Consider the following 19798-nt stretch of genomic DNA (forward strand, 5'->3'; position numbering starts at 1 on the left):
GGGGCATGCCTGCCAGTGGACCCCTCGCCGCCCTGCGCCGCCGCCACGACCTCGGAGACACGGGGCAGGTGCGCCGCATCGTGACCCACGCCCCGATGGAAACCCGCACGGCGGAGTGGGCGGCCGACGGCCTGAGCCTGATTCAGCGTTCCCCGTCTGTGACCGGCTACGAATGGGCCGACCCCGAAGCGCGGACGCTGACCATCTCCTACACACCGCGCGAGGAACAGGCCCCCGACACCTGGGTCCATCTCACCCATTTCGACGAAGCCGGGCGCCCGGTGCGCGAGGAAGAAGGGCTGCGCGGCGCCCTGCGCGAGGTGGCGCGGCGGGTGTTCGACGGCGAGCAGTTGGTGTCGGCCAGCGTGTACGAGCAGGTGTCGGACAGCGACATGGGCTGGGTCGAAAGCACCGTGCTGCCCCAGCTGCCGCAGGAAGGTGGGCACCGCCGGGAAGAGGTCACGTCGTCCTACCCCGACGGCCTCATCACGGTGGAGTTGCGCGAATACGATGCGGCGGGCCGCGAAATCTACAACGAGTCCTACAGCAATCTCGACGACATCTTCGAAGTCAGCCGCACCACTTATCAGGATGACGACTACGGCCACTGGACCGAAATGCGAATCGAGGCGTCCAGCAACCGGCCCGGCAGTGAGAGAACCTACGTGCACCGCCGTGAAATCGAGTATGTCGTGCCAGAAGGCCGGAACTAGTGGATGACCAAGGGCATGAGAAGGCTTATAATGCTGCATGGGACGCCAAAAGCGATTCGTCGTCAACCTTCCTGAAGCTGAGCGTCAGAAGCTCATCGATATGACGAAGAAGGGAATGATCAGTGCGCGAGTCATGACTCGCGCACGTGTCCTTCTCCTGGCAGATGAACAGCTGCATGACAAGGTGATCGCTGAACGGCTGGCCGTCAGCAAAGGAATGATCGGTCAAATCCGCAGAAAATATGCGACTGACGGGGTAGCTGCTGCTCTTTACGAAAAACCGCGCCCCAAGCAGCCCCCAAAACTTGATCCGAAAGCCACGGCGATCCTGATCGCAGAAACCTGCTCGGATGCGCCAGAGGGGTACGCGAAGTGGACGATGCAGCTTCTCGCTGATCGTCTTGTCGCTTTAGGCGTCGTAGACAGTATTTCTGATGAGACCGTCCGAAAAACGCTTAAAAAAACGCACTCAAACCCTGGCAGGTCGAGAGCTGGTGCGTCTCCAAAGTAGGGGCAGACTTTGTCTGGCGTATGGAGGAAGTGCTGGATACGTACGCTTTGCCCTATGACCCTGAATATCCAGTGGTCTGCCTCGATGAAAAATCTGTCCAGCTTCTCGATCATGTTCGTGAGCCGCTCCCACCCGTGCCGGGATACCCGGCACGGGTCGATCACGAGTACAAGCGCTGTGGGACAGTTAATCTCTTTATCGAATTTGAGCCGCTGACGGGGCAGCGCAGTGTGACGGTGACTGAGCGGCGAACGTCACAGGAATACGCAGCTCGTTTGCAAGCATTGGATCGACGCTACCCAGAGGCGAAGAAAATCCGGCTGATCCAGGACCAGCTTTCGACCCATTCACCAGCAGCGCTCTACGACACATTGCCCGCAGAAGAAGCGAACCGCTTGAGAAAGCGGTTCGAGTGGATCTATACGCCAAAACACGCGTCCTGGCTGAATATGGCCGAGATGGAATGGGCCGCTCTGCAACGTCAGTGTCTGGATCGCCGTATAGCGGCGAAAGAAGCACTTGAGACGGAAGTTGCCGCCTGGGAGCGGCACAGAAACGCCAGGGCAGTCAAAGTGAATTGGGAATTCACGACCCAGGCAGCAAGAGGCAAAATGGCGCGTCACTACAAGCAAGTCGAATAGCCTCAATCATGCCCTTGGTCATCCACTAGCGCATTTAACAGAAGAAGGGTTGCTTTTTCGACCCTCTGCCTGAGCTGAGGGAGGCCGAAAAGTCGCTCGGCAGAAGGATCTTTTGGCGGTGGCTCTCTTATGTCCAATGCTCTCGGGCAGTTGGTGCAGGGATGACGGGGGTGGCGTGGCAAGGGCGTAATGGCTTCAGCTTTAGCTTTTGGCCCCAACCCCAAACCCCTATCCCCAGGGGGGACAGGGGCTTAGAGCATTTGACAAAAAGACGCAACGTCTTTTTGGCGAGCGGAGCGAGTGCAAAACACTGAGCAGGACGGAGAATGGAGTGATGCGGGGTGCCGTTCCGCGCATCACGTAATTCGGAGAACTGCTCTAGACGCTGGCGCTATGCACCTGGCGGTGATATCGCTTGGCAGGCGGTGATTTTCGGTTGCACGGGCGGTCTGAGAGAATAGGGTTTCTGGTTCGCGTGCGGCCCGTACGCTGCGCGCCCGACGGCCCTGGAATCCTGCGTTTCTCAGCTTTTTAGGGGGCGGTAGGCGAAAGGTGACGCTCGAGCAGGGCTTGAAAGCTCTAATAAAAACGGAAGGCAGCTCGGGAGCCACCTTCCGCCTCTGACACTCGCTTTAGCCGTGCTGCGCCGCGAAGTTCCGCACCGCTCGCAGCATCAGCGCCGCTTCCTCGGCCTGCACGCGGGCTTTCAGGGTGTCCAGCGTGTCGCCGGGCAGCACCGGCACCCGCACCTGCTCCAGCACCGATCCCTCGTCGATGCCCGCCGTGACGAGGTGAACGGTGGCGCCGCTTTCCGGGTCGCCGCTCGCCAGGACCGATTCGTGGACCCGGTCGCCGTACAGCCCGCGTCCGCCGTGCCGGGGCAGCAGGCTGGGGTGAATGTTGAGCACCCGCCCGGCGAAGGCGCCCAGCGTGCGCGGCCCCAGCGCCTTCATGTACCCGCTGAGAATCAGGGTGTCGGCCCCCGACGCGAGCAGAAAGTCACGGATGGCGGCGTCGAGGTCGTCCGGGTCCGGGTACTTCGCGCTGCTGAGGTGGGCGGTCTGGAGTCCTGCTTCCCGCGCCCACGCCAGCGCCGGGGAGCGGCTGTTGTTGCTTGCCAGGGCGAGAGCTTCGGCGCCCAGCTCCCCGGCGCGGCACGCCTGCACGAGTGCCCGCGCCGCGCTGCCCCCGTGCGAGGCGAGAAACGCGAGGCGCAGGGTCAATCTGCCGCTCCCGGCTGCTCGCTGCCGAGTTCCTGAAGCAGGTAGGCACTGGTCAGAATGCCGTTGTGGTAGTCGGCCACCGCGAAGCTTTCGTTGGGCGAGTGCGGCGCGTCCTCGTTCAGGCCGAGGTCCACGAACAGCACCGGGGTCTGAAGGATGCGGTCGAAGTCGGCCACGATGGGAATGCTCCCGCCGGTGCGGGCAAAGGCGGCCTCGCGCCCGTACACGCGTTTCAAGGCCCGATTCGCGCCCTGCACCCACACGCTGTTCGTGTCGAACTTGACCGGCTGCCCGCCGTGGTGCCCGATGACTTCGGCCTTGACACCCCTGGGCGCAATGGTGGGCACGTAGTCCTTGATGAGCTGCGTAATCCGGTCGGGGTCCTGCCCCGGCACCAGTCGCATGGACACCTTGGCGCCCGCTTTGGCGGCGATCACCGTCTTGGAGCCTTCGCCCTGATAGCCGCCCCAGATGCCGTTCACGTCGAGGGTCGGACGGCCCCAGATGCGCTCCAGCGTGGTGTAGCCTTCCTCGCCGGGCAGCGCAGGCACGCCGATGCTGGCGGCGAACTCGTCGTCGGAGTGGGGCAAGCTGGCCCACATCGCCCGCTCCTCGTCGGTCAGCGGCTCGATGCCGTCGTAGAAGCCGGGGATGGTGACGCGGCCCTGCTCGTCCTTGAGCCGGGCGATGATGTCGCACAGCGCGTTGATGGGGTTGGGCGCCGCGCCGCCGTAGCTGCCGGAGTGCAGGTCACGGTTGGCGCCCTGCACGTGAATTTCCACGTAGCTCAGGCCGCGCACGCCGTAGGTGATGGTGGGCACGTCGGGGGCGAAACGGCTGCCGTCGGACACCACGATCACGTCGGCCTTCAGTTCTTCCCGGTGCGCGGTGAGGTAGTCGCCGATGCTGGCGCTGCCGATTTCCTCCTCGCCTTCGAGCAGGAACTTGACGTTGACCGGCAGCTCACCCTGCGAGAGCAGCAGCTCCGCGCCCTTGACGTGCGCGAACGCCTGCCCCTTGTCGTCGGTGCTGCCCCGGGCGTAGATGCGTCCGTCACGGATGGTCGGCTCGAAAGGAGGCGTGACCCACTCTTCCAGCGGCGCTTCGGGCTGCACGTCGTAGTGGCCGTAGATCAGCACGGTGGGCTTGCCGGGGGCGTTCAGGCGCTCGGCGTACACGATGGGGTGGCCGGGCGTGGTGTCCACGCGGGCCGCGAAGCCCAGCGACTGCAATTTGAGTTGCAGCCACTCGGCGGCGCGGGTCATGTCGGCCTTGCGCGTGGGGTCGGCGCTCACCGAGGGAATACGCAGCAGCTCGAACAGTTCGGCGTTGGCCTGCTCACGGTCGAGCAGAGCGGACAGATCAGGTGAGGTCATCACCTGTCAGGATACGCCGGGGCAAACGTCGGCTGGCGGGATGGCAGGGTGAGCCATGAACCGCCCTCCCCGCTCCGTCCTGCCTCTCGCGCTGGGCTTCGGCGCCATCGGCGTCCTGCACTTTCTCAGGCCCCAATTCTTCGACCGGATCGTGCCGCCGTGGGTGCCGGTGAGTCCGCGCACCGCCACGCTGGTCAGCGGCGCGGCGGAAATCGCGGGCGGACTGGGGTTGCTGCACCCCGCCACCCGGCCCGCTGCCCGCTGGGGCCTGCTCGCGCTGCTGGTCGCCGTTTTTCCGGCCAATCTCTACATGGCGCAGCATCCGGAAAAGTTCGGCACGCCCCCGTGGGTCGCGCTTGCCCGCCTGCCGCTGCAACCGCTGCTGGCGTGGTGGGTGTCCCGCGCCGGACGCTGAAGGCACACGACCTCGAGAAGACCGGACGCCGACAGAGAGGTTCAGGCCTCGGGCCCTTCCTCCGGCAAGGAACGGCGCCGTCCGGCCACGCCCGCGCCGATCAGGGCGCCCAGAAAGTCGAACAGCCAGTCGGTAAGGCCCGCTTCACGCCCCGGCACGAACGCCTGATGCACCTCGTCGAGCGCGCCCCACCACGCGGCGAGCACCAGCGCGGTCAGGGGTCGCCCAGTGGCGCGGCCCAGGCAGTAGCCCAGCGCGAGGTAAGTGACGAAGTGTGCGAGCCAGTCAAAGGGGTGGGCCAGTGGCGGCCCCGGCGTGTCGGCGGAGCTGCTCAGGGTCCAGATGGCCGCCAGCAGCGCCAGCGCGGGCAGCCACCAGCGCCGTTGGGGGGGGCGGCGGCTCAACGGACGGCGCCGTGGGCGTGCCCGCCCGCAGGATGCTCGACGAGTTCGATGAGGGTGCCCTGGCCCCATTTGGGATGCAAAAAGGCCACGCGGGTTCCGGCGCGGCCCGGTCCCGGCGTCTCGGACAGGAAGCGGGCGCCCTCGCCGCGCAGCCGCGTCATCTCGGCGTCGAGGTGTTCGACCCGGTAGGCGGTGTGGTGCAGGCCCGGGCCTCTTTTTTCCAGGAAGGTGGCGATGGGGCTGTCGGGGCGGGTGGGCATCAGCAACTCGATGAGGGTTTCGCCCACCACGAAGGCCCGGACGCGCACGCCCTGGGTGCCCACGTCCTCGTCGGGGCCTTCGGGACGCAGGCCGAGCGCGACATAAGGCGCGGCGCCCTGGTCCAGATCGGGGGTGACGATGGCGACGTGGTCGAGCAGCATGGCCCCAGCTTAGAGCAGTTCTCCGAATGACGTGATGCGCGGAACGGCACCGCGCATCACTCCATTCTCTCCTCCGGACTCGCAGAGCTGCCCCGCATAGCTTTGCAAGTCCGCACTGCTCCGTGTTTTGCACTCGCTCTCTGCGAGCTGTCCCAGTCCGCTCGCCAAAAAGACGTGGCGTCTTTCTGTCAAATGCTCTACCGCCCGGAACAGGCGGCAAGAACAAAAATGAACCGGGACCAGGGTTTTTCTCGTAGGCGGGGCCGCCCGCTACACTCTGAACCGTGACCCCGACCGCGCTGCTCGCCCTTCTGCTCTCCTACCTCATCGGCGCGGTCCCGGCGGCGGCGTGGCTGGCACGGACGCGGGGCGTGGACATTCGCAAGGTCGGCAGCGGCAACAGCGGCGCCACCAACGTGCTGCGCTCGCTGGGCAAGGGACCGGCCCTGGCCGTCGCGGTGTTCGACATCCTCAAGGGCGTGCTGGCGGTGCTGCTCGCCCGCACCCTGGGCCTCAGCGAGGGCTGGGCCGCGCTGTGCGGCTTGCTGGCGGTGATCGGGCACAACTTCAGCCCCTTTCTGGGCTTCCGGGGGGGCAAGGGGGTGGCGACCAGTTTCGGGGTGATCGCCATACTCGACCCGGTGATCGGACTGGTCGCCTTCGTCCTCGCCATCGCCTGCATGTGGCTGACCCGCTTCGTGAGTGCGGGAAGCATCATGGGGGCGTTCATCGTGGCTGCGCTGGTCCTCGTGTTGCCGCGCCCCGACTGGGACCGCGCCGCCGTGCTGTTTCTCGCCGCGCTGCTGGTGTGGCAACATCGGGAAAATGTCCGCAAATTGCAGGCAGGCACCGAGCGGCGGCTGGGCGAAAAGGTGTCCTGATGCCACTTTGAAAAATAGATTTCCTATAAAATCTATTTTCCGAGCGGATTTGCAAAGCTGCGAAGCAGAGCGAGTAGAAGAATATACAAGTTTGAGCGAAGCGGAGCGCATTCAGGTGCTTTTTCTGGATGCGCGTAGTATAGTTCAAACTTGTATGAGAGGGCTTCAGGAAAAGCACCTGGGGACATCGACTTCCCAAAACTCTGCTTCCTGAAAGCCACAGTGGCTGAAGTCTGCTCTGCGCCGTATGTTCTGCGGGCGCGGGGGGGCACTGGGCAAAGATAAACAGCGCTCTCCGTCAGGGGCAGGCCGCCGCGCTATGCTGGACGCCGCTCGACAATCTGCCTGCGGCCCGCACCCGGTGGCCTGCAACTGCTCCTGCTCATTTCACGGAGGGTCCATGCCCGTCAGAATCCGCATTTACGGCATCGAAGCCAGCTTTTCTCAGGGCTGCTGGGACTGTGAGGACGACAGTCTGCGCTCCATGCTTGAGGCGATGGCCGACCCCCGCGCCCGCACGCCGGAGGAGGAGCACAGGCACGCCCTCTACGCGGCGGGACGGTACGGCGGACTGATTGCCGTGGGCGAGGAGTGGCAGACCGCACCCCACCCCGACCCCGAGATGGCCCTGGGAGACATGGCGCCCGCAGCCGCGCCACAGAAGGCCGGGTGGCTCAATTTTCTGCGCAAGCGGCGCTGAGTGCCGGGCTTGTGCTGTGGCGTCTTGCGCTGGGTGGCGACAGATGCTATCTTCCCCCTCGCTGCTTTGGCGGTCCCTACGCCATCCGGTTCGGGTTGTTAGCTCAATGGTAGAGCAGCTGACTTTTAATCAGCGGGTTCTCGGTTCGAGTCCGAGGCGACCCACCAGAAATAAGCCCCGCCCCGTGCGGGGTTTTCTGTTTATACGGATTCCGATTGAATCTGGTAGTTTCAGATTCAATCCGACTTGCAAAGCTGCGCAGCAGAGCGGATGCGAGTAGGAAAAAATACGGATTCCGCGATATGGATGCACAGGCGGCGCTTTCCCGACTGTGCAGGAATTTAGCGGAATCCGTATCAGAGGGCTGCATGGCTTGCGCGAGAAAGCGAACGCGCACTCCAGCGTGCGAAGAAGCTGTTCGCTTAGAGCAGTTCTCCGAATTACGTGATGCTCGGAACGGCACCCCGCATCACTCCATTCTCTCCTGCGGAGCTGTCCCAGTCTGCTTCGCAGCTTTGCAAGTCCGCCCTGCTTAGTGTTTTGCACTCGCTCTCTGCGAGCTGTCCCAGTCCGCTCGCCAAAAAGACGTTGCGTCTTTTTGTCAAATGCTCTGTATGGCTGTGACTGCGTGACCAGAACGATCACGCTTCACCCCATCAGGACGCTGATGCTCCTGGGGCCATTGGAAAAGAATCCGACAGCCTGACCGTGCACAGTTGCAGCACGCGCTCTCCAGGCAGCGCGATGGGCGTCAAACTCTCCGGCAGCCCAGGAAGGTGGGGATAGATCAACCACACCTCCTTGATGGCCTGCTGTGCCTGAAAGACCTCGCTGTAGGCCAGCATTTGGTAGGCATCGGCATTCGGGATGTCGTAGGTCGGGGCCTTTTCTGGCTTCAACCGCTTCCATTTGGTATCGGCCACGATGACTTGCCCAGTCTCCGTCGTGATCAGCAAGTCGGGCCGCAGCGGGAAAGCCCTTTGCGTCCCCGCAGTCCCCAGGGCAGCCTCCGTGACCTGCGTCTGAATCGTCCACTTGGGTCGCTGTTCCCGCAGAAGCCAGGCCACATAGGACTCGTACACCTTGTTCATATCGAACAGCACCGCTTGCGCTCTCGCCGCCATTCCCCCGACCAAGGGGTTGAGTTCGTAGAGTACCAGGCGACACAGCCCCTCAAGGGGCGCAAAGTGAACGTGCCCACGCTCCAGACGCCACTGCGCGAAGTCGCGGTCAATGTTCTGGCTGGGCGGCACATCATCTAAAGCCACCAAGAGTTCACGGGCCAGCCGCCTCGTGCTCTCCACACGACTGAGGCGGAGAACGCGCTGGGCGGTCAGGCGCGTCAAGCGGGTTTCTGGCCGATCTGGTAAAAACTCGTCGTACTGGACGTGAAGCAGGTGTCGGCGCTGCGGCAGTTGCCTGGTCTGACGTGGCAGGTCAAGGCGGCCTCTGAAGCTGGCCCGCTCCTCCTGCACAGCCACATACATATGAGGCACACCTCGCCTGACGGCCAGCTTGATGCCCTCCAGCACCGAGCGCAGCAACATCTCGAAGAGGGGCATCCTGGCGGGGTCGAGGTCGGCAGGTGGAGCCGCACGGAAACGCTCGTCGGTGGCAACCAGCATCCGCATCAGCACTTCGCGGCTCATTCGCAGAGAATTCACCGGGTCGTGATGACGTGAGCCAGGACGCTCGTGGGTCTTGGGTAAGATCTCCACCGCCGTGCCATCTGGCGTGCGGATCAGCCCGACCCACTGGGTGAGCTTGAGCGCGTCCTTGCCACTGAATTTGGTCGGCGTGGCTACCGGACCCAGTTCGCCGCTCTTATCGGTCAGCAGGGCTTGCAGAGCGTCAAAGGCTTCAGCTGCCAGGGTACTGACGTTCCACTCTCCCTGCGCCGTCACTTCACCTCTGACCAGGGTGTCGTGCTCCCGCAAAGTGAGGTGGGTTTCCATCAGGCTTCAAAGGGGAAGGTGTCGTCGCTCAGGCGCGAGTACACCAGGCGGAAGGCTTCCAGTTCGCCAAAGGCCGCCTCGTTGATGCGGTGGCGTTTTTCGCCGCCGATTTTGCGTTCCTGAACGAATTGCAGGTGTTCTTCCTTGTGGGGGTCGTCCAGCACCTCCCGGATCTTGCCCCAATCGTCGAAGAAATACTCTTCGAGCTGCGGCAGGATGCGTTCGCGCAGGGCGCCCGCTACCCCGGGCAGATCACCCGGAATGTCCAGCAGGTAGGCATGCCCGATCATCTGTTCGCGCGAGAGCAGACGCTCAATGCGCTCGTTGATGGCATACAGGAACTTGCGCAGGTCCAGAGTGATTCCGTCGATCGTCAGTTCGCGCAAAACCTCCGGCTCGGGCCAGACCGGCTGGAAGGTGAAGCGTCGCCGCAGGGCCGTGTCCAGCTGGGTGAGGCTGCGGTCGGCGGTGTTCATGGTGCCGACCACGTACAGGGTGTCCGGCACACTCAGGGCACGGCGGCTCAGGGGCAGCTTGACGGTCAGTGCTTCGGCCCGCCCAGCACGCTTGCCAGTTTCAAGGAGGGTGATGAGTTCACCGAAAATCTTGGCGACGTTGCCACGGTTGATCTCGTCAATGATCAGGACGTGACGGCGCGGCGGCGCGGCTTCTTCGGTTTGAACCGGGTCGGGTTCGCTGGCGGTGGGCGATTTGAAGGGCAAAGGCGCGATGCCCAGGCGTTGCAGCACTGTTTCGGCGCTCACGTCCTTGACCCGCTGGAGCGTGACCGGGGAAAACCTCTTGCCCGTCAATTCCTCAGCGTTCGCCTTAAGCCCGGTTTGCAGCCAGTTCACCGTGCGGCTATGCACATATTCCAGGTTCAGTGTGGGATCAGTGGTCGGGTCGTAAGCGTACTCGTCCGTGACCACGCCCACCGCCGATACGGTGTCTACCCCCGATGCCAGCAAGACCAGGTCGCCCACGCGCACGCCGTCGCGGAAGAGGGCGGCGGTGCTGTGCAGTTCGTCGGCGCTGACCGTATTCCAGTCCCGTGGGGACATCCCGAAGTGCCCCACGCGCATCTCGCCCCGCGCCAGCACCTTGTCGCGCAGTTGGCTGATGGGCGCACCACCATCTATGTAAATGCGCCACACCTGGGCATTGGGAGAGAGCAGTGGCGACGGTTCTGGCTGCGGCGTCTGCGCCAGGGCACTCTCCCGCGCTGCGGGGGCTGTCTGTTCGCCCATCCGGTGCAACGCGCCGCCCGCCGCCCGAACCGCTTCCAGAAAAATGCCGTCTTCCAGCACATAGCTCAGTTGTCCGCCCTGCATCACAGGCTTGATGCCTTCAACGAAGTCCTCGTAGCCGAAGGACTGGTGAAAGGTCACGAACGAAATGGCACCCTGGGCCACAAGCTCGTCGTAGCGGGCTTTCATGGCCGGGCGGTCAGGTTGCCCGGCCATGAATCCTGCGTCCAGAATGACCAAAGCCTTAGTGACGACATTGTATGTTTTCCCTGTACCTGGCGGGCCGTAGAGAATCTGATTCAGGGGAATTCTGGCATCGACACTGGGAGCAAGCTCCTCTTCGTCGTCCTTGCCCAGGTCATCAAGGGAGGGGCGCTCCGGGGTCTGGGCGATGGGTTCCAAGGCGGCCTTGAGTTCATCGGCATAGTTCACGGCTGCTTCCAGAAGTTGCGTGAACTGTTGACTTTCCAACTCTGCGGGAAGCAGTGAGATGCCCACGCGCAGACGCCGACTTTTGCCCGTGCCCGCCGCATACGTGCTCAGGGCGTCACTGGCGACCTGTCTCCCCTCCGGCGTCAGGGGAAGCAACTGGAGAGGGCCAAAATCCGTGTTGAGTGTCAGGGTCGGCGGAGTGCTGAGCGGCAAGCTCTTGACCATCGCGTCCAGCAGGTCTTGCCGAACACTTTCCCTCTCCAGGGCTTGCCGGGGGCCGTCGCCTTTGCCGTCCGGAATGCCGATCTCCAACGTCAGGCCCGCCGGAAAGCGCACATATTCAAAGCCGCTGTCGTCTGCAAACAACAGGGCGCGTCCAAATACCCCACTGCTCATCTTCACGCCGCCGCCCAAGCTGACCTTGACCGCCAACTGCTGGCCGCCCCCGTAGGCCGACTGTGAAGGGGTCAGGTGCTCAGGCTCGGCCTCCCGGAACAGTTCGACCAGCAGCGGCGAGTAACGCTGTTCCAGCAGCATGTTGCCCTTGACCTTGTCGCCTACCAGTCCCTGCACATCCTGCCGATATTCCGTGAAGGGAAAGCGCCCGTCCCTCAGCGTCGCCACTTTGTTGCTGGTCGGCCCCCGTAGCCACGCCGCATGGGACAGAGAGAGGAAGTCCGGTGCCAGTGCCTGGGCGGCCCGCAACACCTCCTGATACTCGGCCAGCGTCTGCACCTTGCCCGCAGTCTTGACGCCGTGCCACTGCAAAAAGGGCACATTGACGCTGTTGAGTGCCAGGAACGCCCCAGGATTGAGCCAGAACAGCCCCTGCGTGAGCTTCGGGAGGGCCACCTTCCGAATTTCCAGGGCCTCCCTGAAGGTCTGCGCGTCCAGTTGCCCCGCCACGGCCTGACGTGCCAGCGCCCACAGGGTCGGAATATCCGAATCCTTCCTCTGGCTGCGGTAGGCAAAGAACCAGGCGTTCATGGGGTTGCTCCAGGGCACGCCCTTCAGGTCGGTGGGGGCCGGGAGCGAGAGACCCAGACCCGCCCCCACCCGCGCCAGGAGCGGCAGCGCCGTGGCGTCCGACGTATGTTTGAGAATCAGCGAGAAGAAGGTGAAAGGGTCTATCTCGGCCAGCGGCTGCCCCTCATCGTGGTTGATGGCCACGCCCGCGTCTTTGAGCACCTGCACCAGTTCGGGCTGACGCTGCTGGTAGTCCAGCACCTTGACGGCCAGGGCGTGAAAAAAAGGCTGCCAACTGCTCTGCACCGATTCGATCTCGTCGGTCGGTTGCTCCGGGCCGCCCTGCGTCTGGGCCGCCCAGTCACCGAACGAGATTTCGGGCCGAGCCTCCAGCCGCCACTCCAACTTGCCATTGGCGCTGCGGCCCAGCACGGCGACGGCGGCGGCACTGACGGAGTTGAAAGGAACATCCTCGGTAAAAATCAACTGGCCTGCCGCGTTCGCCTGCAATTTGCCCTGGGCGATCAGGGCGGGCCGCAGCGAATTGTAGGCGTGGTTTGCCAGTGAGGGCACTTCGGCTGCTCTGGCGTGGCTGCCCGCCAGCACCACGAACTGGTTCCCCCGCAGCTGACCCCTGGCCTGTCCGTGCTCCGACCTCAGTTCAAACGTTGGCCCGGCCCCCTGCGAAGGCGCAGGTGAAAGTGAATCCGTCATCTTGTCTCCTCAGTTTGGTGTGGGATCGGGTGAAGAATCCATTTCGTGCTTTGCTGACGCCGCACAGCCGCCAAGCTCCGCCAATCATCAACCAGTCGGGTCATGCCTTCGCCCCCTCAGTTGTGGACCGCCAGCCCCCAGCCACGTCCCCGCCCAGTCCAAGGCGCTCCACGCGGCTCACATACTCCCCAATGCGCTCCAGCCTCAGCGTAAGAAGTTCGTTGTACACCGACAGGATGGCTTTCTTCATGCAGAGAGACTCGTGCGGAAGCTCACTGGGACGGGATGGAGTCATGACTCGAATTTGGCGGAAAGCTCTAGAGCCTGTCAGTCTAGCAATCTGACTTTTTATAAAAAATATGTAAATAGCATAGTAAGGGTGTCACGGCTGGGTGTAGAACTGGGACATGCTGTCAGAGCGAAAACCCTACAAGAGCGACCTGGACGACGAAACTTACCTCTTCATCCTGCCTTACTTTCTGCTTGCTCCAGAAGACGCTCACCAGCGCGTCTACCCGATACGTGAAGTCCTCAATGCCGCTCTGTGGATTGGCCGCACAGGGAGTCAGTGGGAGTACCTCCCACACGACTTTCCGCCATACAAAATTGTCCATCAGCAACTGATGCGGTGGTTTGAACGAGGTTGCTTCGAGAACCTCGCTCACGACCTGCATTCACTGGTTCGCGAGGACGCCCTCAAAGAGGGCGTTCCTACCGTTGCCATCGTGGATAGCCGCACTCTGCAAAGCACGCCCGAGAGTGGCGGACGTGCTGGATATGACGGTGGAAAGCGTCGTAAGGGCAGCAAAATCCACGCTGCTGTCGACACGATGGGTAATGTCATGACGTTGCTCGTCACCCCTGGCAATGAGCAAGACCGAGAGCAGGTCTATGACTTGTGCCGCGAGGTGCAGCAGGTCACTGGTGACCACATTGATGTCGTTATCGCCGACCAGGGGTACACCGGAGAGCAGCCGCAGATTGATGCTTCCTTGAACGATGTGGAACTTGTTGTGGTGAAACGCCCGACTGGAGCGACGGGCTTTGTGCTGCTTCCGTTGCGATGGGTGGTTGAACGGACATTCGCCTGGACAGCACGTTTTCGCCGTCTATCACGTGATTTGGAGAGGCTGCAAAGCAGTCTCCTCGGCTTTCACTGGCTCGCGGTATCTGTTACGCTCCTAAACAAATTAAAGCCAATTCTTGGCTCGCTAGCCTGACAGCCTCTAGAGCAGTTCTCCGAATTACGTGATGCGCGGAACGGCACCCCGCATCACTCCATTCTCCGCCCTGCTCAGTGTTTTGCACTCGCTCCGCTCGCCAAAAAGACGTTGCGTCTTTTTGTCAAATGCTCTAACTACTCCTTTTTCTCAGCCTTTGCTTTTCTCGGTTTCTTGTCTTTTGCTGCTGTGCCCTCTTTTGGAACAGGAGACGAGGCATTTTCAGAAGCTGCTGAGGCAGGAGGTATCAGGAAACTGGGCAACATAAAACCAGCCCATCCGAAACGCTGGGTCAGGCTTAAGACCAGTTCGCGCATGAAAGGCCACACTTGCAGCGGAGCGTTTCGCCGAACAAACAAATCAACCGCGCCGTCTGTCAGTGCCTCAGACGATTGATAGGCCATGCGATAGACGCAAAGGAATTGACCAGCCTCCTGACCCTCCCCGGTTGAAAAGTGCAATTGCAACCGGGCTTCAACGAGAAAACTCCGGGACTTGCCGTCCGAGCTAATGCACTTGGTTTCAAACTGGCTTTCCACCTGGAGAGTCATTTGCTCTGCATCAGAAGGTTGGACGTGAGCAGCGATTTCGCTCAACTCAATTCGGACGGGATGTACTCCAGCTACGAAGCGGTTATATGTAGCGCCGTCCATTGGAACTGGGGTCTTAGGCTCTGCCTTAGCACGGGGCATAGCTCAGCCTCCTACCTTGGACTTTTTGCTCTCGTTTTCCTGCTTCAGGGAAATACTTTGAGGTGGCATGAAGCGAATATTCTGTTCCAGAGCGCGGGAAAGGGTCTGAGTGTAACTTGTTTTGATGGAGCTGCGACAAGGCTCTTCCTCAAAAATTTCTCTAATTTCTGCTGCTACGGCCCGGCTATGTCCCACTTTCTCCGATAGCGCCTCTTCAACGAGCCTATTCAAACTGATGTCAAGGGAAGCTGCCGTAGCCACGGCTTGAGCATGTAACAGCGGCGAAATACGGATATTAAACTTGCCGCTCATCGGCTTTTCCGGTTCACGACCCAACTCAGCGCAGAATTCCAGATAATCCTCCACGCTGTCTACGAATGCGGTCTTGATTTCAGTCACGCTCTCGCCCTGAAAGGTAATCACGTCACGGGTGTTGATCACCGTGCCATGCAGGATTTCGGCCTCTGCGTCAAAGGTGACACTACCGACGTAGCCTTTGTGTTCTAAAGTCGTCATTTTTTTATCCTTACTTCTCTGAAGAGCCTTAAGAGATCAGTTGAGAAAGCTCACCGTCTGACTCAGGGGCGAATTCCGGCATTCTCCAGAAACTGTTTCACTGAAGCTACAGCACCCTTGTCAGTTACCGGCTTCGGATGGGGGCGGTGAAATACCGCCACTTCGCCATGAAGATAAACCCGTACACGCGAGCCTCTGCCTTCTGACATCTTTGCCCCCAGGTGAATCAGTAGCTTCTCGATATCGTCCCAGCGAATGGTATTCGGCACTGGACGCGTGAAGATCTGTTCCAGCGTCCGCCTGTGTTTGCCGCTTACCTTAGTCATGGTACTGCTCCATAGTACCAGAATTCTTACGCAAACTGACGTAAGTCTTCATGCTGGCCCCCAGCCCCCCGCCACGTCCCCGCCCGGCACCCGGCTGCGGTACTCGCCCAGCCGCTCCAGCCCCAGCGTTTGCAGTTCGTCGTACACGCTCAGAATCGCTTCCTTCGTCCGGTAAGACCCGTGTGCCGCCTCGTCCTTGCGCCGCACAATCGGGAAGGTGTCCATGACATAGTCCACGTCCTCCCGCGCAATCCCGTACAGGATGAAGTACAGCGCGTCCAGTTCGGCCCGCAGCCAGAAGCGCCGCTCGTCGTTCCAGATAAACGGCTCGCCCCCGTAGCCCAGGTCACGCGCAAAGGCCGTGAGGTCGTGGGCGGTGTAGGTCAGTTCGAGAACACGGGGAGTGATGAAGGATGATAGATGATGGGTGATGGATGATGGAGGGAGGACGGGGAATTGCTTAATGTAGGCCTGATTTACATGTGTTCCGCCCACCTTCTGGCGTGCAGCATAGTCAACTGCAAATGAATTCAATAGAGCTATCAGAGCTGAAATGGGCGTGGAGATGTCTGGAAACATCAGATTAACTCCGCTAATTCCTACAGACGGAAAGATATTTGGGATAGTTGTTCTGAAATCTGTGTTGCGTGCTATGTCTCGCCAACCGATTAAATATCCTTCGCCTACGTTAATAGATTTAGCAGATAACTTTGAAGCAATTTCATCCCTATGTATCCAGTACCTCGGCAGGGGCAAGGCGTCGGCGTCGGCTTTTTCGCTGGTTGTCATATCCCGCGTGTCGCCCTCTGGCGTGTAGGTTGCAAAGCGGTGGTCAAACTGGTGCATCAGCTTGGCTTCGTACAGCGGCAGCATTTCCACCGTGCCTTTGCGGTAGCGGTTGCCGTCCAGCATGTAGCCGTCGGCCTGTAGCCCCTCGGCGGTGCGGAACAGGCCAGAGTCGTTGGACATGTCAAACATCCGCATAAACGAAATGCCCCACGGGTTTTCCCCCGTCGCCTCGTTTAGCAGCACGGGCACGCGCTGGTAAATCTCTTTGGTGATTCGGGCATCTCTGGCGCTGCGGAACACGGGCGCGGTGCGGGTGTTGGGGTTCAGCAGGGCGATTTCCTGCGGCGAAATGGTGAAGCGTTTTCCAGCTTCTAGGCTCTCTTCAGCAGTTCGCGAGAAGAAACTGAAGGTGGCGGCTTCGCACGTTTCTCCGCCTGTCACAGTCAGAATGCAAAACTTGAATCTTGCATGACCGATTTCATTCCATAGCCCGCCGCCACTTTGGAAGTCGTGCAAGCTATGAAGTTCTTTTTTGTCCATCAAATCCTGAAAGAAGAATTTGGTGGTGTCGTCGGTGGCGATGCCCGTCGGCACGATGATGCCCATGCGCCCATGCGCGTTCAGGCTGTCGCGGTTCGCTTCGCTGAAAATGGCGTAGGTGTTCACGTCGCCGCGCCCCGTGAGGGAATAGCGCCCGCTGGCACGGATGAAATGGCTTTCGCCTTCGGCTTGGCGTAGGTCGCGCAAAAAGTCGGCGTAAATCTTCGGGCGCTCGGTCTTGAGGTCTTTAATCAGTTTGGTACGGGCGGCAGCGTTCGGCGCGGCAGCGATTTCGGGCACACGTTGGGCGAACCATTCCTTTTCTTGCAACTTGATTCGTTCCCACGGCGGGTTGCCCAGCACGCAGTCGAAGCCGCCTTTGCCCGCGTCGCCAAACACGTCGGGAAACTCGATGTGGGGGTGCAGGAAGTGGTACTGCGCGGCAGCCTCGGCCACGGCCTGCCGGAGGGGGGCGAGGCTCTCGGCCTGCGGGTTGGCTTTCAGGGCGTGCAGGGTGAGGGTGGTGATGGCGGGGGCGTGCGGGACTTTGGGCAGCACGAAGGCAGCGCACCAGGCGTCGGCCAGCAGCTTGCGGTCTTGGAGCTGTCGGTTGTGCTGAATGGCGTTCCAGGTGCTTTCCTGCGCCTGCACGCTCTCCAGGCTTTCGGGTTCGATGTTGCCCAGCGCCTTGACCATCGCCGTAATCGGGGCGAGGTCTTCGGTGAGGTTAAAGAGGGTCTGTGCGCCGTGCGCCTTGTTAATCAGGTCTTCCCGCTCGGTTTTGTTTTTCTTTTTCAGTTCCGCAACGGTCTTTTTGTCGTCGCCTTCCAGCACGGCGTAAGCGGCGTCGGGCAAGTGCAGGGTTTCGGCCTTGACAGCGGGCTTCAGGACGTTTCTGACCATCTTTTCGGGGATTTCGTCCTCGCTGTTCATCACCTGCGGCGTGGTTCCCAGGAGGCTGTTGCCCACGCGCAGGCGGTGGTCGAGGAAGGCCAGCGGCTTGCCTGCGTCCTGGCTTTCCAGCCACAGGGCGACTTTTGCCAGTTCGGTCGCCATCGGGTTGATGTCGGCCCCGTAGATGCAGTGGGCGATGACGGTGCGCGTGGCGCGGCGCTGGGCGGCGGGGCTGGGCTGCGTGGTGTCCTCTTCCAGTTGCGCCAGCTTCAGCCCGATGCGGCGGGCGGCGGCAATCAGAAAGTGGCCGCTTCCGCAGGCGGGGTCAATGACCTTGAGGGCCTTGAGGTGACTGATTTTCTCGGCGGGGGTCTGGCCCTTTTGCACGGCCTGCTCAATCACGGGGTCGAGGGCACTTTCCAGCAGCAACTCGATCAGGCTGCTCGGCGTGTAGTAGCTGCCGGTGGTCTTGCGCTCGTTGCCCGCCAGGGTTTGCAACTCAAAGCGTGGGCCGGGCGCGATACGGGGCAGGAGTTCCAGCAGGCTTTCGTAGATGCTGCCCAGTTCTTCGCTGTCCAGGCCCGCGTAATTGACGGGTCGGCGCGTGCCGTCCACCGTGATTTCGCTCAGGGCACGCACGGCGGCGTAGAACTGGCGGTTGCTGAGCCGCAGGTCTTGCAGTTCGGGGCGCTCGGGCGGGGCAAACAGGTGGCTGCCCAGCGCAGGCAATCCCAGCGGCGCAAATCCGGTGCGGACGTAGCCCAGCAGCCGCTCCCAGCCCTGGTAGGCGTCAAAGTGGCTGGGTTGCCCGGTCAGGCGCTCGGCCTTGTCCCGCAGAGCGCGGGTGAGGTAGTGCGTGGCCCGCTCACGGGTCTGCGCGTTGGGCACGTAATCGCCCCTGTCATTGCGGGCGAACAGCAGGTCACGGTCCTCGGTCACGAACAGGAACACCAACTGGTACACCAGCTTCAGGCAGGCGCGGTGCAGTTCGGTCAGCAGGGGGCGGTCATCCTTGATGGCTTCGTTGAGTGTGGGGTTGGCCTGCAAGAAGCCCGTCCCCAGGTGCTCGATGGCGACTTTTACACCGTCGCGCAGGGTGTCGGTGGCCCGCGCTCCGGTTTCTTTGCTCGCTTCGTTCCAAATCTCCAGCTTGCCGCCCTTGCCCCCGATCAGGCGTGAGCGGTGCAGCAGCAGCCACAGCACGCGGAAGGCGCGGGCATCCTCGGCCCGCATCATCTCGGCAATGCCAAACTCCACGTAGGCAGGGCGCGTGACCTGCGCGTTGTCGCGGAGCAGGCGCAACGTTTCGCCGTTCGTGACGATGCCCCACAGGTACTTGTCCTCGGCATTCAGGTAGCCCTGCATCAGCCCGTGCGGACTGGCGCGCAAGGTGCCGTGTGTGGTCACGCGGTCGAGGTTCACCGTCTGCCATTCGTCCCCCACCTTCACGGGCGCGGCAAAGTAGAGCGGCACGTCTCCGGTTTCGCTGATCTGAATGCGACCTGCTCCCGTGCCAGCAAAGGAAATGTCGAGCGCCCTCAGCAGCGGCCTGACCCAGCCGGTGAAGGGATCGGTGCCGAACTCCTGGTGCTTGCTCCAGGCTTTGCGGGCGCTTTCCCAGGCGTCCAGGATGGCTTCGTCCAGGCTCGTTTTGGGGGGCAGGTCGTAACTCTGCGGCGTGGCCTCCTTGACCTTGTTCGTCTGGGCACGGTCAGAGAGTTGCAGCAGAAAGTCGTCGGTCAGGCCCAGGCCATGCACGCGGACGTGGGCGAGTTGAGTGGCTTTCATGCGCTGACCCCATAGAGAACCGCTGTTTGCCAGACGCTCAGGCCACAGCCGAAGAAGTCGCGGTCCTCCGTCCACAGGCCGCAGTCCAGCAGCAGCGCCAGCGCCACGCTGGGCCAGTCGTCTGGGTCAGCGGGAATGCGTTGGGAGGCAGCCGCTTCCAGGGCGGCGTACTGCTCGGCGGGGAGAATATTGACCCGTTCGCGGTAGAGCAGCAGGGCTTCGGCGTGCATCTGGGTGAGCGTGCTGGTGCCAACCGAACCGCGCTCCCCAACAGCCCGCAAGCGCCGCTCCAGTTCATAGCGAAATTCAGCGTCTACCCGCTCGCTCGCAAACAGCAAGACGCTGCTTCGCGCCAGCCACTGCCGCCCACGTCGCCGCAGCAACTCCGAAACCAGAACATTGGTATCCACCACCAGACGTTCAGGCAAAAGCT

Annotated in this window: 18 protein-coding genes and 1 tRNA gene; 7 read left to right on the forward strand and 12 right to left on the reverse strand. The window is 61.9% G+C overall.

Features of this window, described 5'->3' with window-relative positions; translation table 11 throughout:
- Positions 1-5: 5 nt before the first annotated feature.
- Together G6R31_RS01120 and G6R31_RS01125 are read left to right on the forward strand one after the other, a co-directional pair.
- On the forward strand, positions 6-713 hold the full coding sequence (locus tag G6R31_RS01120; protein ID WP_017871479.1) for a hypothetical protein: 708 nt from the start codon (positions 6-8) through the stop codon (positions 711-713).
- 37 nt (positions 714-750) lie between these two features.
- A protein-coding gene (locus G6R31_RS01125) for an IS630 family transposase (protein ID WP_164993948.1) occupies positions 751-1865 on the forward strand; the annotation gives its coding sequence in 2 pieces (ribosomal slippage) (positions 751-1177 and positions 1177-1865; 1116 coding nt in all).
- A 632-nt stretch (positions 1866-2497) separates the two neighbouring features.
- Here G6R31_RS01125 and purN read toward each other — a convergent pair.
- Positions 2498-3082, reverse strand: coding sequence for a phosphoribosylglycinamide formyltransferase (purN, locus tag G6R31_RS01130; RefSeq protein ID WP_025568085.1), 585 nt, complete (start codon positions 3080-3082; stop codon positions 2498-2500).
- Between the two features lie 2 nt (positions 3083-3084).
- On the reverse strand, positions 3085-4464 hold the full coding sequence (locus G6R31_RS01135) for a dipeptidase (protein ID WP_017871845.1): 1380 nt from the start codon (positions 4462-4464) through the stop codon (positions 3085-3087).
- A 55-nt stretch (positions 4465-4519) separates the two neighbouring features.
- On the opposite strand from G6R31_RS01135, the gene G6R31_RS01140 reads away from it, so the two are divergent.
- A complete protein-coding gene (locus tag G6R31_RS01140; RefSeq protein ID WP_017871844.1) occupies positions 4520-4879 on the forward strand; it encodes a DoxX family protein in 360 nt (119 codons plus the stop codon).
- A gap of 41 nt (positions 4880-4920) precedes the next feature.
- On the opposite strand, the gene G6R31_RS01145 is transcribed toward G6R31_RS01140, so the two are convergent.
- Positions 4921-5283, reverse strand: a complete 363-nt coding sequence (locus G6R31_RS01145; RefSeq protein WP_017871843.1) for a VanZ family protein — start codon at positions 5281-5283, stop codon at positions 4921-4923.
- Positions 5280-5705: a VOC family protein gene (locus tag G6R31_RS01150; RefSeq protein ID WP_017871842.1), complete on the reverse strand. Its 426-nt coding sequence runs from the start codon at positions 5703-5705 to the stop codon at positions 5280-5282. The genes G6R31_RS01145 and G6R31_RS01150 overlap by 4 nt, the downstream gene beginning before the upstream one ends.
- A gap of 284 nt (positions 5706-5989) precedes the next feature.
- On the opposite strand from G6R31_RS01150, the gene plsY reads away from it, so the two are divergent.
- The 3 genes from plsY to G6R31_RS01165 all read left to right on the forward strand — a co-directional run bounded on the left by plsY (position 5990) and on the right by G6R31_RS01165 (position 7453).
- Complete coding sequence (plsY, locus tag G6R31_RS01155) at positions 5990-6586, forward strand: glycerol-3-phosphate 1-O-acyltransferase PlsY (RefSeq protein ID WP_017871841.1); 597 nt, start codon at positions 5990-5992, stop codon at positions 6584-6586.
- Positions 6587-6986: 400 nt separating this feature from the next.
- The gene (locus G6R31_RS01160; protein ID WP_017871840.1) at positions 6987-7286 is read left to right on the forward strand and encodes a hypothetical protein; all 300 of its coding nucleotides are present in this window, start codon (positions 6987-6989) and stop codon (positions 7284-7286) included.
- Between the two features lie 92 nt (positions 7287-7378).
- Positions 7379-7453: transfer RNA gene (locus G6R31_RS01165), tRNA-Lys, on the forward strand.
- 489 nt (positions 7454-7942) lie between these two features.
- On the opposite strand, the gene G6R31_RS01170 is transcribed toward G6R31_RS01165, so the two are convergent.
- The 3 genes from G6R31_RS01170 to G6R31_RS01180 form a co-directional block, all read right to left on the reverse strand.
- A complete protein-coding gene (locus G6R31_RS01170; RefSeq protein WP_017871839.1) occupies positions 7943-9241 on the reverse strand; it encodes an McrC family protein in 1299 nt (432 codons plus the stop codon).
- Complete coding sequence (locus G6R31_RS01175) at positions 9241-12600, reverse strand: DUF4357 domain-containing protein (protein WP_152423818.1); 3360 nt, start codon at positions 12598-12600, stop codon at positions 9241-9243. Before G6R31_RS01175 ends, G6R31_RS01170 begins: the two co-directional genes overlap by 1 nt.
- 100 nt (positions 12601-12700) lie before the next feature.
- Positions 12701-12850: a hypothetical protein gene (locus tag G6R31_RS01180; RefSeq protein ID WP_017871837.1), complete on the reverse strand. Its 150-nt coding sequence runs from the start codon at positions 12848-12850 to the stop codon at positions 12701-12703.
- Positions 12851-13007: 157 nt separating this feature from the next.
- Between G6R31_RS01180 and G6R31_RS01185 the strand changes: the two genes are divergently transcribed.
- Positions 13008-13820: an IS5-like element ISDra5 family transposase gene (locus G6R31_RS01185; RefSeq protein ID WP_010884088.1), complete on the forward strand. Its 813-nt coding sequence runs from the start codon at positions 13008-13010 to the stop codon at positions 13818-13820.
- Positions 13821-13957: 137 nt separating this feature from the next.
- Here the strand turns inward: G6R31_RS01185 and G6R31_RS01190 are convergent, their stop codons facing one another.
- From G6R31_RS01190 to G6R31_RS01210, 5 genes are all read right to left on the reverse strand, one after another.
- Positions 13958-14512: a hypothetical protein gene (locus G6R31_RS01190; RefSeq protein WP_152423789.1), complete on the reverse strand. Its 555-nt coding sequence runs from the start codon at positions 14510-14512 to the stop codon at positions 13958-13960.
- A 3-nt stretch (positions 14513-14515) separates the two neighbouring features.
- Complete coding sequence (locus tag G6R31_RS01195; protein WP_017871682.1) at positions 14516-15028, reverse strand: type II toxin-antitoxin system HicB family antitoxin; 513 nt, start codon at positions 15026-15028, stop codon at positions 14516-14518.
- 62 nt (positions 15029-15090) lie between these two features.
- Entirely contained in the window at positions 15091-15354 is a 264-nt protein-coding gene (locus G6R31_RS01200; RefSeq protein ID WP_081608330.1) for a type II toxin-antitoxin system HicA family toxin, read from the reverse strand.
- A gap of 48 nt (positions 15355-15402) precedes the next feature.
- The gene (locus G6R31_RS01205) at positions 15403-19365 is read right to left on the reverse strand and encodes an Eco57I restriction-modification methylase domain-containing protein (RefSeq protein WP_017871683.1); all 3963 of its coding nucleotides are present in this window, start codon (positions 19363-19365) and stop codon (positions 15403-15405) included.
- The gene (locus tag G6R31_RS01210) at positions 19362-19793 is read right to left on the reverse strand and encodes a PIN domain-containing protein (RefSeq protein WP_017871684.1); all 432 of its coding nucleotides are present in this window, start codon (positions 19791-19793) and stop codon (positions 19362-19364) included. The genes G6R31_RS01205 and G6R31_RS01210 overlap by 4 nt, the downstream gene beginning before the upstream one ends.
- Between the last annotated feature and the right edge of the window lie 5 nt (positions 19794-19798).

The organism is Deinococcus wulumuqiensis R12 (genome assembly GCF_011067105.1).
Taxonomy (GTDB): Bacteria; Deinococcota; Deinococci; order Deinococcales; family Deinococcaceae; genus Deinococcus; species Deinococcus wulumuqiensis.